The organism is Ruegeria sp. BG9 (assembly GCF_056538305.1).
Genome location: NZ_JBQFSY010000009.1, coordinates 119,921 through 131,932, shown reverse-complemented (window position 1 = coordinate 131,932; position 12,012 = coordinate 119,921). Strand labels below are relative to the sequence as shown.

Annotated in this window: 11 protein-coding genes; 9 read left to right on the top strand and 2 right to left on the bottom strand. The window is 58.5% G+C overall.

All coding sequences use genetic code 11. The annotated features are described in order from the left end of the window. Window positions 1-220: 220 nt before the first annotated feature. From ACR0I8_RS16515 to ACR0I8_RS16500, 4 genes are read left to right on the top strand one after another with little or no spacing between them, the layout of a single operon-like run. The gene (locus tag ACR0I8_RS16515) at window positions 221-721 is read left to right on the top strand and encodes a type III secretion system chaperone family protein (protein ID WP_170468281.1); all 501 of its coding nucleotides are present in this window, start codon (window positions 221-223) and stop codon (window positions 719-721) included. A 38-nt stretch (window positions 722-759) separates the two neighbouring features. Then, complete coding sequence (gene proC, locus ACR0I8_RS16510) at window positions 760-1,575, top strand: pyrroline-5-carboxylate reductase (RefSeq protein WP_170689261.1); 816 nt, start codon at window positions 760-762, stop codon at window positions 1,573-1,575. Beyond that, on the top strand, window positions 1,568-1,906 hold the full coding sequence (locus ACR0I8_RS16505; RefSeq protein WP_170492266.1) for a tRNA-binding protein: 339 nt from the start codon (window positions 1,568-1,570) through the stop codon (window positions 1,904-1,906). The genes proC and ACR0I8_RS16505 overlap by 8 nt, the downstream gene beginning before the upstream one ends. Beyond that, a complete protein-coding gene (locus tag ACR0I8_RS16500; protein ID WP_170689262.1) occupies window positions 1,906-2,856 on the top strand; it encodes a 2-hydroxyacid dehydrogenase in 951 nt (316 codons plus the stop codon). Before ACR0I8_RS16505 ends, ACR0I8_RS16500 begins: the two co-directional genes overlap by 1 nt. Here the strand turns inward: ACR0I8_RS16500 and ACR0I8_RS16495 are convergent. Then, window positions 2,853-3,431, bottom strand: a complete 579-nt coding sequence (locus ACR0I8_RS16495; RefSeq protein WP_170689263.1) for a thymidine kinase — start codon at window positions 3,429-3,431, stop codon at window positions 2,853-2,855. The genes ACR0I8_RS16500 and ACR0I8_RS16495 overlap by 4 nt on opposite strands. 358 nt (window positions 3,432-3,789) lie before the next feature. Between ACR0I8_RS16495 and ACR0I8_RS16490 the strand changes: the two genes are divergently transcribed. Then, window positions 3,790-4,251, top strand: a complete 462-nt coding sequence (locus ACR0I8_RS16490; RefSeq protein ID WP_170374695.1) for a hypothetical protein — start codon at window positions 3,790-3,792, stop codon at window positions 4,249-4,251. A 72-nt stretch (window positions 4,252-4,323) separates the two neighbouring features. Further along, window positions 4,324-6,108 carry a hypothetical protein gene (locus ACR0I8_RS16485; protein WP_170689264.1) on the top strand — a complete coding sequence of 595 codons (1,785 nt, stop codon included), beginning with the start codon at window positions 4,324-4,326 and terminating at the stop codon, window positions 6,106-6,108. 15 nt (window positions 6,109-6,123) lie between these two features. On the opposite strand, the gene ACR0I8_RS16480 is transcribed toward ACR0I8_RS16485, so the two are convergent. Beyond that, on the bottom strand, window positions 6,124-7,248 hold the full coding sequence (locus tag ACR0I8_RS16480; RefSeq protein WP_170374699.1) for a beta-ketoacyl-ACP synthase III: 1,125 nt from the start codon (window positions 7,246-7,248) through the stop codon (window positions 6,124-6,126). A gap of 168 nt (window positions 7,249-7,416) precedes the next feature. Between ACR0I8_RS16480 and ACR0I8_RS16475 the strand changes: the two genes are divergently transcribed. From ACR0I8_RS16475 to ACR0I8_RS16465, 3 genes are read left to right on the top strand one after another with little or no spacing between them, the layout of a single operon-like run. After that, window positions 7,417-7,884, top strand: a complete 468-nt coding sequence (locus ACR0I8_RS16475; protein WP_170374701.1) for a MarR family transcriptional regulator — start codon at window positions 7,417-7,419, stop codon at window positions 7,882-7,884. Beyond that, the gene (locus ACR0I8_RS16470; protein ID WP_170689265.1) at window positions 7,881-8,918 is read left to right on the top strand and encodes an efflux RND transporter periplasmic adaptor subunit; all 1,038 of its coding nucleotides are present in this window, start codon (window positions 7,881-7,883) and stop codon (window positions 8,916-8,918) included. The genes ACR0I8_RS16475 and ACR0I8_RS16470 overlap by 4 nt, the downstream gene beginning before the upstream one ends. Window positions 8,919-8,929: 11 nt before the next feature. Next, a complete protein-coding gene (locus ACR0I8_RS16465) occupies window positions 8,930-11,971 on the top strand; it encodes an efflux RND transporter permease subunit (RefSeq protein ID WP_170689266.1) in 3,042 nt (1,013 codons plus the stop codon). The last annotated feature ends 41 nt before the right edge of the window (window positions 11,972-12,012 follow it).

Genomic DNA, 12,012 nt, shown 5'->3' with positions numbered 1-12,012 from the left:
TTAATCAAGACAAAGCTGCACAAGACGCCAATATTTTGATCGTCGTTGCCGACTGTCCACAACTTATTGCTTTTATCCCCAAGAAATGGGGTTGCCAGACCACCTCTTGCGGCGCACCATATTTGGTACAGGCCTACGGGGGAAGCCCGGCTTGTAGAGCAGGCAACTAGCGCTGGGGCGCTGCCAGCCCCGAAATGCTAGAGAGTAGTGAGGTGGCATTATGGCCCTTTCCGAGCAGTTTCTCGAAGAAGACCTTCATCCAATCGATATTGTTGAACATCTGGCCGAACATCACGACTGGGATTTTGACCGCATCGGCGACGATCAGATCGCCATGGCTGTCGAAGGGCAGTGGCGGACCTATTCGATCACGCTGGCCTGGTCCAACTATGACGAAACACTGCGCATGGTTTGCTCGTTCGAGATGGAGCCTCCCGCCGAGCGGGAGAGTGAGCTGTACGAGCTGCTCAACAAGATGAATGATCAGTGCTGGGCGGGCGCGTTTACCTATTGGGCGAACCAGAAGCTGATGGTCTATCGCTACGGTCTGGTTCTGGCCGGTGGTCAGACCGCAAGCCCCGATCAGATCGACACGATGATCAACGCTGCGGTGCTAAGCGCCGAGCGCTACTACCCGGCGATTCAGCTGGTCACCTGGGGCAATCGCGACCCGGAAGAGGCGATGCAAGTCGCCATTGCAGAGGCCTACGGCCGAGCGTAAACCTTTGCCCTGAACCGTTGAATAGGGGAGGGGCACAGATGGACATGTCGCGCGTGGCCGAGCAGGGCCTTGTGTTATTGGGATGCGGAAAGATGGGGTCCGCGATGTTGGCGGGTTGGCTGGATCACGGCCTGCCCGCCGCTTCCGTTTGGGTGATTGATCCTTACCCCTCGGACTGGTTGAAAGCGCAGGGCGTCAACATCAACACGCCACTGCCCGAATCCCCCGCAGTCGTGTTGGTGGCCGTCAAACCGCAAATGATGGGTGAGGCGCTGCCTGCGATTCAGGCCTTCGGTGGCGGTGGCAGCCTGTTTGTCTCCGTTGCAGCGGGCACCTCGATTGCGACATTTGAGGACGTGCTGGGTGAGGGCACACCGATTGTGCGGGCCATGCCGAACACACCGGCGGCGATCCGTCAGGGTATCACGGCGATGATCGGCAACGCACATGTGTCCGGCGACGATTTGGACCTCGCGGAAAACTTGCTGTCGGCGATAGGCGAAACCGTGCGTCTGTCGGACGAGGCTCAGATAGATGCGGTCACGGGCGTCAGCGGCTCTGGCCCCGCCTATGTGTTCCACCTGATCGAAACGCTGGCCGCCGCAGGGCAGGCGCAGGGTCTGCCGCATGAGCTGGCCATGAAACTGGCGAAATCCACGGTAGCCGGCGCCGGCGCCTTGGCCATGGCCGCCGAGGAAGACCCCTCGCAGCTGCGGGTCAACGTGACCTCGCCCAATGGCACGACACAGGCCGCGCTAGAGGTTCTGATGCACGAAGCAGAAGGTTTCCCGAACCTGCTGCACCGCGCCGTCAAGGCCGCGACCGACCGTTCCAAGGAGTTGGGCCGTGAGTGAGATTTCCTTCGACGACTTCTTGAAAGTCGACATCCGCGTAGGTGAGGTCATCCGCGCCGAGCCCTATCCCGAAGCCCGCAAGCCTGCGATCAAGATGTGGATCGATTTCGGCGATGAGATTGGTGAGCGCAAGACCTCGGCCCAGATCACCGCGCATTACGATCCGTCGACGCTAATCGGCAAACAGGTGATGGCTGTGGTCAACTTCCCTCCGCGCCAGATCGGGAAATTCATGTCCGAGGTTCTGGTCCTTGGCCTGCCGGATGAAAACGGTGAGATCGTGTTGATCGGCCCGGATGGCAAAGTCCCCGTTGGCGGAAGGATGCACTGATGAAACTCTGGATCACGCGACCAATGACATCGGCGGTCGAAGCACGGTCAGCCGCCGAGTTCGATGTTGAGATTCGTCCCGCAACCACGCCGCTGTCCGACGATGAGATGGTGCGGGCGTTGCAGGACTATGACGTGGTCGTACCCACTCTGGGCGACCTGTTCTCGGCCGAGATCTTCGCCAAAGTACCCGAGCCGCGCTGTAAGCTGTTGGCCAATTTCGGCGTCGGCTACAATCACATCAATGTCGAGGCCGCACGCGCCTTGGGCATCGCTGTCACCAACACGCCCGGCGCGGTCACAGATGCGACTGCCGATATCGCCATGACCTTGTTGCTCTCGACTGCGCGGCGCGCGGGTGAGGGGGAACGTCTGGTGCGGGCTGAAAACTGGCAGGGTTGGCATCCCACGGAAATGCTGGGGCATCATGTCACCGGCAAGCGAGTCGGCATCGTCGGCATGGGCCGCATCGGTCAGGCCATCGCGCGGCGCTGTCACTTCGGGTTTGGCATGCAGGTCGCTTATCAATCCCGCAGTGCCAAGCAGTTGGAGTTTGAGGCCGAGTACATCCCCGATCTCTCGGCACTTGCGGCCTCGGTCGATTTCTTGGTTCTGGCCGTTCCGGGCGGGGCTGAGACGCGCCATCTGATCAATGCCCCAGTGCTCGAGGCCATGAACCCCTCGGCCATTCTGGTGAATATCGCGCGGGGTGAAGTGGTGGATGAGGCCGCTCTGATCAGCGCGCTGCAAGCAGGCCAGATCGCGGGGGCCGGGCTGGATGTTTACGAGTTCGAGCCGGTGGTGCCGCAGGCACTGCGCGAGATGCAGAACGTCACCCTTCTGCCGCATCTTGGCACTGCCACCGAAGAGGTGCGAACCGGCATGGGGCATATGGCGTTGGACAATGTGGCCGCCTTTGTCGCCGGGCACGACTTGCCGAATCCGGTCTAGTCGCCGACCGCCTCGCGCCAGTGTTTGCGACAGAGCGAGACATAGGTCTCGTTCCCGCCGATCTGAACCTGGGCACCCTCGGTGATCGCACGGCCATTCTCGTCCTGCCGAATCACCATCGTGGCTTTGCGTCCGCATTCGCAGATGGTGCGGACCTCGCGCATCTCATCGGCCAAGGCCAGTAGGGCGGCTGAGCCGGGGAAGAGTTTGCCCTGGAAATCTACCCTTAAGCCATAGGCCAGCACAGGGAGCTTCAGGTCATCCACGGCGCGGGCTAGTTGCCAGACCTGATCCTCGGACAGGAACTGGGCCTCATCCACGAAGACACAGGCGATCGGATTGGCCTTCTGGCGCGTTTCGATCATGGCAAAAACGTCATCGTCCGGCCGGAAGGTATCGGCTTCTTCGGAAATCCCGATACGCGAGGCGATCCGCCCCACACCAGCGCGCCCGTCCACGGCAGCGGTCATCAGATAGGTCTTCATGCCGCGCTCACGGTAATTGTGCGAGGCCTGCAGCAATACGGTCGATTTGCCCGCATTCATGGTCGAGTAGTTGAAATACAGTTTAGCCATGCGGCGGGTCTAAAGCGCCGACGCCAATCGAACAACCCATCAATCGATCAGAGGGAAGCGACGTCGCCGTTACCATTGCAGAGGCCGAGCAGATGCTCTTTGGGGATGGAACCTTGCGCATGCAACAGCGACGCCATCGGTCAACATGTGACCAAAACGGAGTGAGGCTGAACAATATTGCCTCACGATTACTCATTACCGGCACTGAACGGCCGCCACTCACTCACAAAACCCTCGCATATCTGAGGGATAGTCAATTTATGGCATTTCAATTATGACTCGGTTATGGGAAATTTCCCTATGCTTTCCCCCAAAACGGACAGAAGGGGCGGCGCGCGCAGGTAGCAAGGGTAGAACTATGGCAGATATCGGGGCCTATCTTAAGAAACACACCGAAGCCTTGGTGAAAGATGTCGGGATCGAAGCCGCGTGCGAGATCACGGGCAAATCAAAGGCAACGCTCGGCCGCTACTATTCGGACAACTCGGAACACGCGGATCGGTTCATGCCCGTCGACGCAGTGGCGCGGCTAGAGAACGCGGCCAACTATCCGCATGTTACCTCGGCGCTGGCGGACCTGAAGAACATCACCCTGTCCTACGGGGATCGCAACACGGATTCTCCGCGTACAGGTGGCGTGAACGCGGATGTCATCGCCCTGAGCCAGCGGTTTGCCATGCTGATGACCGAGTATCAGGCGGCCATCGAAGACGGGATCATCACCGTCAATGAAGCCAAGCGCCTGCTGAAGGAAACCAGCCTTTTGCAGCAGGTTCTGATTGAGATGAAACTGCATCTCGAAGAAGAAAGCGTTAGCTGACACGTTTTTGCCGCAAGCCTGTGACAGAAGCGAAGCTGGATTTTTTGGCGAAACAGCGCAGAGCATTCTTTCATGAACGGTTTCCCACGACCCTATAGGGTTCAGGACGACGGGATTGTCTGGCGCCTTCTTGTCGCGGTCTGTGTCATTCTGTCAATGTTGACGGCGCTAAGCCATTATGAGGGCCGATCAGATGACGTGCTGCGCTGGGTGGTGGTTAGCGACCTGCTGAACGGGCAGGGGTGGCTCGACCTGTATCAGCATAGGCTGGGTCCCAACGACGGTACGCTTATGCACTGGTCGCGGCTGGTTGATGCGCCGATCGCAGCGCTCTACTTGTTGTTCAGCCTTGTCTTGTCCGAGCCTGCTGCGCTTCACGTCACAGCGATTGTCTGGCCGTCTATTTTGGTGATGGCGACCCTATGGGCCCTTGTCGTGACAGCGGGAGCGTTGGGTGGGCGTCAGGGGGCAATCTCGGCGCTGATCTTTGGCGCTTTGGCTTTGGAAGGCACAAAGAAATACACCTACTTCTCGTTCGATCATCACGGCTTGCAGATCATGCTGTACGTCTTTTCAGTGATGTTCTTTGTGGAGCGGAAAACCCGATTGAGAGCAAGCATCTGGCTTGGCGTTTTTCTTGCGCTGTCGATGTCGATAGGCGCTGAATCGCTGATGCATCTGGGACTGATTGGGGCTTTCTTCGCCGTTGACTGGGTATTGTTGGGCGAACAGGCTCGTACGCGCCTGATGGCCTTTGGAGCTGCGCTTGCAGTCACGCTTTTGGCGGTGAGCGTTGCAACCACCTCAGCCGACAGCTTCTTCTTTCCCGGATGTGATGCTCTGACGCTTAGCGTCGCTTTGCCTGCTGGGCTTGCAGGACTTGGGCTGTTGGGACTCGGGGCCGTTGCGTCGGCATGGTCGCTATGGGCGCGCGCAGTCTCATTGCTGTCCCTTGGAGTTCTGGCCCTGGGTTTCGCATATGTGTTTGCACCGTACTGCCTGCAAAATCCCATCAGTCAGATGTCGCAACCCATGCAAGAATTCTGGCTGAGCCAGATCACCGAGGCGCAAGCACCTTTTGCGACCTTGTCGCGCCATACGGGGCAAAAGATCGCTTTGTTTGGGGTATCCGTTTTTACGATTCTTGCTGGGCTATATTTGTCGCGCGCCCGTGACACGCGGATTGATTATCTTCTGTTGGTTTTCCTTATGAGTGCCAGTCTAACGCTCTTTTTGTACCAATCCCGGATGAGCGCGTTTCTAGCCATTTCACTCATAGTGGTTCAGGCGCAGGTGCTTGGCGCCATGTTCCTGAAGTATAAAGCGCAGAGGAGTCGTTTCTGGGGGGTCCTGATGATGGTGTTTTTCATCTTCATGCTGCCCAAGACCGGAACGACCATCGAACGGTTCTATGTTTCTCTTAGGCAACCCACGACCGAGAACAGCGCGGCCGGGCCGCAAGTGTTCTCGAAGTCTTGCAATACCCAGGAGGCCTACGACCCGCTAAATGATCTGCCTTCGGGGTTGAGTGTGACCGGCTTTAACTTCGCGGCAAACATCCTGCGTTTCACGCATCATTCGGTGCTTGGCGGTAATTATCACCGCAATGAGGCGGGAAACCTGGCACAGATTGATCTTTTCCGGTCGGACCCGGCTGAGACGGGCCAGCGCCTTGCCGACCTGGGTGTGGACTACGTGTTGATCTGCAAGCACGCGTCTCGCGCGGCCTACTGGAATTCCGTTTCGGAAGGCGAGGGGTTGCCTTCGGCATTCCTAGCTGGGCGTTTGCCGAACAATGTTCACGAACTTCAGCGGCCGAAACACGAAGCCTTCCGCGTGTTCCAGGTAATGCGATAGCATAGTCCGCTTGGATCAGGATTTCCGTTTCACAATTACGGACCCCACCGAATACCCCGCCCCGAACGAGCAGATCAGCCCGATATCCCCGTCCTCAAGATCGTCCGAGTATTTGGAGAAGGCGATAATCGACCCGGCTGAGGACGTGTTTGCATAGTCCTGTAGGATGTTGGGTTGCTCACCCGCCTCGGGCACACGTCCAAGGACCTTCTTACCGATGAAATCGTTCATGGTTTTGTTGGCCTGATGCAGCCACAGGCGTGTCAGGTCGTCGCTGCCGATGCCCTCGGCCTCCATGTGGTCGCTGATATGCTGGCTGACCATGGGCAGCACTTCCTTGAAGACCTTGCGCCCGTTCTGCATGAACTGCATGTCGCGCCGGTCGATCATCCCATCAGGGCGCGAGCGGCGCAGAAAGCCGTTATTGTTGCGGATATTGTTCGAGAAACTCGTGGCGCATCGGGTCGAAAGGACCTCAAAATGCGGGCCTTGCGCGTCTTCGATGCGTTCGATCAGGGTGGCCGTGGCCACGTCGCCGAAGATGAAATGACAATCCCGGTCGCGCCATTCCAGATGGCCCGAGCAGATTTCGGGATTCACGACCAATGCGGACCGAACCGAACCCGAGCGCACCATATCCGCCGCCGCCTGAATGCCAAACGTGGCCGAGGAACAGGCGACATTCATGTCAAACCCAAAACCCTTGATGCCCAGAACCTGCTGTATCTCGATGGCAATGGCCGGGTAGGCCCGTTCGTGGTTCGAGGCCGCGCAGATCACCAGATCGACATCTGCCGCCGTCCGACCAGCCTGCGCCAGTGCTTTGTGGCAGGCATCCACCGCCATTTCGGTCATGATCCCCGGCTCGTCATCGCTGCGCTGGCGCAAAGCGGGGTGCATGGTGTCGGGGTCCAACACGCCGGATTTATCCATCACATAGCGGTTTTCGATGCCGGACGCCTTGACGATGAACTCCTCGGACGAATGCTGCATCGGCTCCATCTCCCCGGCTTCGATGGCCTGGGCGTTCTCTGCATTCACCTTGTCGGCATAGGCGTTGAAGGCTTGCACCAGCTCGGCATTGGTGATGACGTTTTTGGGCGTGAAAACGCCTGTACCGGTGATTGCAGGGATATACATGGCAAGTCCTGAACGTTTTGGGTTTGCTCAAAATGCAGTCACAGGGGCATTTGATCAAGTCTTGGTTACCCGAGGGAAGCTAGGCCGGAGGGTGATTCTCCACTTCAGTTATTGAATAGTTCACAATTTGAAGTATATGACCTGCAACGACGTCTCGGAGTCTCCTCAATGTCAGACAGTATCAGCGACAGGCTTGGCCGCCTGAGCCCTGAAATTCAGGCCATCATGGGCGTCTATGCCCTCTACTGGAAACTCGAAGAGACCTTCGACACCATCGAAACAGACCTGAGCCACCCGGAATGCCACATGCTGATCAAGCTGGATGAACCCAAGCGAATGGGTGTTCTGGCGGCTGACATGCTGAGCGTACCCTCCACCATTACGGCCACTGCGGATACTCTGGAAGAAGCTGGCTATCTGGCACGCCAGCGCGATCCCAACGATCGCCGTGCCTGGCTGCTGGTGCTGACCGAACAAGGCGAGAGCGCGCGTGACATGTTGGTGTCAGCAGCCGGAGATCTGTTTCACAAGGCCTCTGGCCTGAATGCAGAAGAAACAGCCGAGTTCGCCCGGATGGCGAGCAAGATCCGTGACAACGTACTGAAAACGGGAATTCCCGAGGGATTGAAAAAATGAAACAGCTGACTTCTCTGGGCCTTCTACTGGCCGTTTTGGCGACGCCGCTTGTCGCGCAAGAGACCGCGAAACCGGTTAAATTGATGCAGGTTCAGGAAACGGCTCCGGGTTTCACTCGTCAGTTTTTCGGCCGCGTTGCTGCGCGTCAGACCGTTGATTTGGCCTTTCAGGTTCCGGGGCAGATTGTCGAGATGCCTGTCACCGAAGGGTTTGTCATCCCGAAGGACGGCCTGATCGCCCGTCTGGATCAAGAGCCATTTGAACTCAGGCTGGATCGCGCCCGTCTGCAGAAAGAACAGGCCGACCGAACCGTCGCGCGCCTGTCGCGGTTGCGCGGCACTACGGCCAGCCAAGTGGCAGTCGATGATTCCGAAACCGAAGCGCAACTGGCCGCTATCGCTGTACGCGACGCGGAATACGAACTGGAACACGCGACACTGACGGCCCCGTTCGACGCGCTCGTGTCAAGCCGCGCAGTTGAGGCCTTTACCACCGTGTCGGCGGGGACGCCGATCGTGCGTATTCACGATATGTCGGAACTGCGGATCGAGGTGGACGTCCCCGAGATCCTGTTCCAACGCTCGGGTCAGCAGGATGACATCACGATCACCGCCAAATTCCCCGTAAGCGATGAAGTCTTCCCGCTGGAAATCCGTGAGTTCGACGCCGAGACTTCGAGTGTTGGACAGACATTCCGTATTCAGTTCGGTCTGACCCCGCCTGAGGGGCTGCAGATTCTGCCCGGTTCGTCCGTGTCGGTGAACGTGCATGTCAGGGATGGCCGCACGGGAATCGTTCTACCGGCATCAGCCATCGTCGCTGGCGCGGATAGCGCGCTGGGCGTGATGGTCTTTTCTCCGGCTGGCGCAAATGAGGGCACGGTACGCCTTTCACCCGTAACCATCGAACCAACGCAGACCGGTGAAGTCCGTGTTCTGACTGGCTTGTCAGACGGCGATGAGGTTGTTGTCGCGGGCGGTTCGGCTTTGACGGACGGCCAGGTCGTGCGCCGTTTCACCGGCTTCTCGAACTAAGGGGCGGGCTGATGAGAATTGCACGCGCATCTATCGACCGGCCACTTTACACGTGGCTGATCATCCTGATCGCCCTGTTTGGCGGCATATGGGGCTTCCTTTCCCTGGGGCGCCTAGAGGACCCGGCTTTCACAATCAAAAACGCGGTCATCGTCACGCAATACCCCGGCGCAACGGCCGAGCAAGTGGCGCTGGAAGTCTCTGAGCCTCTGGAATCGGCGATCCAGCAAATGGGTGAGGTGGATACGATCACCTCGTTGAATCAGCCGGGGCAGTCTCTGATCGAGGTTGAGATTAAATCCACCTACGACGGCAGCGAGTTGCCCGCAATCTGGACCCGCCTGCGCGCCAAGGTGCGTGACGCGGCGCGGGGCCTGCCATCCGGTGTAAATCAGCCCTACGTCAATGATGGTTTCGGCGACGTGTTCGGCCTGTTCTATGCGGTAACCGCTGAAGGGTTCTCGGACGCCGAAAAGCACGAATTGGCGACGTTTCTGCGGCGTGAGCTGTTAACGGTCGACGGCGTTGCCGATGTCGAAGTTCAGGGTTTACCGCAAGAGGCGATCTTCATCGAACCGGATCTGTCCATCTCGGTGAACCAGAATGTCCCCATCCAAGCCATCAACGAGGCAATTGCCAATGCGGATTCGGTCAACTCCTCCGGCTCGGTTCGGTCCGAGAACGACCGCACCACCATTCTGACAGCCGAAGGATCGGATAGTGTATCGGCCATCGCCGGGTTGTCGGTCGGCTCGCAAGGGCAGGTGATCAACCTGTTTGACATGTCCAACGTTTACCGCGCCCGTCAGACCGACCCGGATATCATGATCCGCTTCGACGGGACCGAGGCCTTTACGCTGGGCATTGCCGGTCTAGCCGCCGAGAACATCGTCGAAGTCGGCAAGCGCGCGGATGCAAAATTCGCCGAACTGGACACGCAAATCCCGTTTGGCGTGGAAATTCTGCCCATCTACCGGCAACACGTGGTGGTCGAGCAAGCCTCGAACGACTTTCTTGTGAACCTGGCCATGTCCGTGATCATCGTGGTCGCGGTTCTGGGCCTCTTTATGGGATGGCGCGCTGCCATTGTGGTCGGGACGACATTGCTGCTGACGGTGGTCGGGACGCTGCTTTTCATGGCGCTGTTCTCGATTGAGATGGAGCGCATCTCGCTGGGTGCCCTGATCATTGCGATGGGGATGTTGGTGGACAATGCCATTGTGGTGGCCGAGGGCATGCAGATCGCGATGTTGCGCGGCAAATCCTCGCGCGATGCGGCGGATGAGGTGGCGTCAAAAACGCAGATCCCATTGCTGGGCGCAACGGTCATCGGCATCATGGCCTTTGCGGGCATCGGTCTCAGCCCCGATGCAACCGGAGAGTTCCTGTTCTCGCTCTTTGCGGTTATCGGGATCTCATTGCTGCTCAGCTGGGTTCTGGCAATCACAGTAACACCGATGTTGGCGCATTACTTCTTCAAGCAGGGCAAAGAGGGTGAAGTTGACGCCTATGGCAGCCTTCTGTTCCGCGTTTACGGCGCGATCCTGCGCTGGGCGTTGCGGTTCCGCTGGCTCGTCGTGGCCGGACTGATCGCTGTGACGGTGGCCTGTTATGCGGGCTTCGGCCTGATGAAGCAGCAATTCTTCCCGGACTCTAATACGCCGCTGTTCTTTGTCCACTACAAGCTACCTCAAGGCACACCAATCTCGCGTACCTCAGCAGATATGGCCGTGGTCGAGGATTGGTTGGCGGAACGTAACGATGTGGTGTCGGTCACCACATTTGTCGGGCAGGGCGCGACCCGTTTCATGCTGACCTACAGCGCTGAGGACCCAAATCCAAGCTATGGTCACATGATCATTCGGACGGAAACGCTTGAGGATATCCCAGAGCTACAAGCCGAGCTTGAGGCCTTTGGTGTGGCTCAGTTCCCTGAAAGTGAGTTTCGCACCAAACGTCTGGTTTTTGGTCCGGGTGGAGGCACCCCGATTCAAGCCCGCTTCTCGGGTAGCGACCCAGCCGTGCTACGGCAGTTGGCGGACGAAGCAGTTCAACGCATGGCGGCTGCTACGCCAAACGCGCTGAACATCCATCATGACTGGCGCGAAAAAGAGCTGGCGGTGCAGCCGATCTACGCAACCGAACGCGCGCAGACAGCCGGTGTTTCGCGTGAAGATATTGCGGCCACGCTGCAATTCTCGACCGACGGCATCACCGGAGGCGTCCTGCGTGAGCGCGACCGCCTGATCCCGATCATTCTGCGCCGCCCTGCAGAGGGTGACTATTCGATCGTCGATCAGGTCGTGTATTCCGATCAGTCAGGCCAATTCGTACCCATCGAACAGATGGTGGACGGGTTCGAATACCAGTTGCTCAACACCGAGGTCCACCGGCGCAACCGGGTTCTGACCATCACCGTTGGCGCGGATATCCCGCCAGATGTGACCGCAGCGCAGGTGCATTCCGAGGTGCGCGCAACGATCGAAGAGATGGATCTGCCACCCGGCTATCGTATGGAATGGGGCGGTGAGTTCGAGGACTCGGGCGATGCGCAAGAGAGCCTCGGCAGGCAATTGCCGCTGAGCCTGCTGATCATGGTGCTGATCTCGGTCTTACTGTTCAATGCAATCCGCCAACCGGTCATCATCTGGCTTTTGGTGCCCATGTCCGTGAACGGTGTGGTGATCGGTTTGCTGGGCACCGGGCTGCCGTTCACCTTTACGGCGCTCCTGGGCCTGCTCAGCCTGTCGGGGATGCTGATCAAGAACGGCATCGTTCTGGTCGAAGAGATTGATCTGGTCCGCGCAACGGGCAAACCCTTGCAGGAGTCGATCATCGAAGCATCCGTCTCGCGTCTGCGACCGGTGATGCTGGCGGCGATTACAACGATCCTTGGGATGGCCCCGCTTCTGACCGACGCGTTCTTTGTCTCGATGGCGGTCACCATCATGGGCGGGTTGGCTTTTGCCACGGTCCTGACCATGGTCGCGGCCCCGGTCTTCTACCTGCTGTTCTTCCAGCGAGATGAGAAACGGCAAGCGGTTGCTGCTTAAATAAAAAACCCCCGGTCAAAGACCGGGGGTTTTGCTTTTTC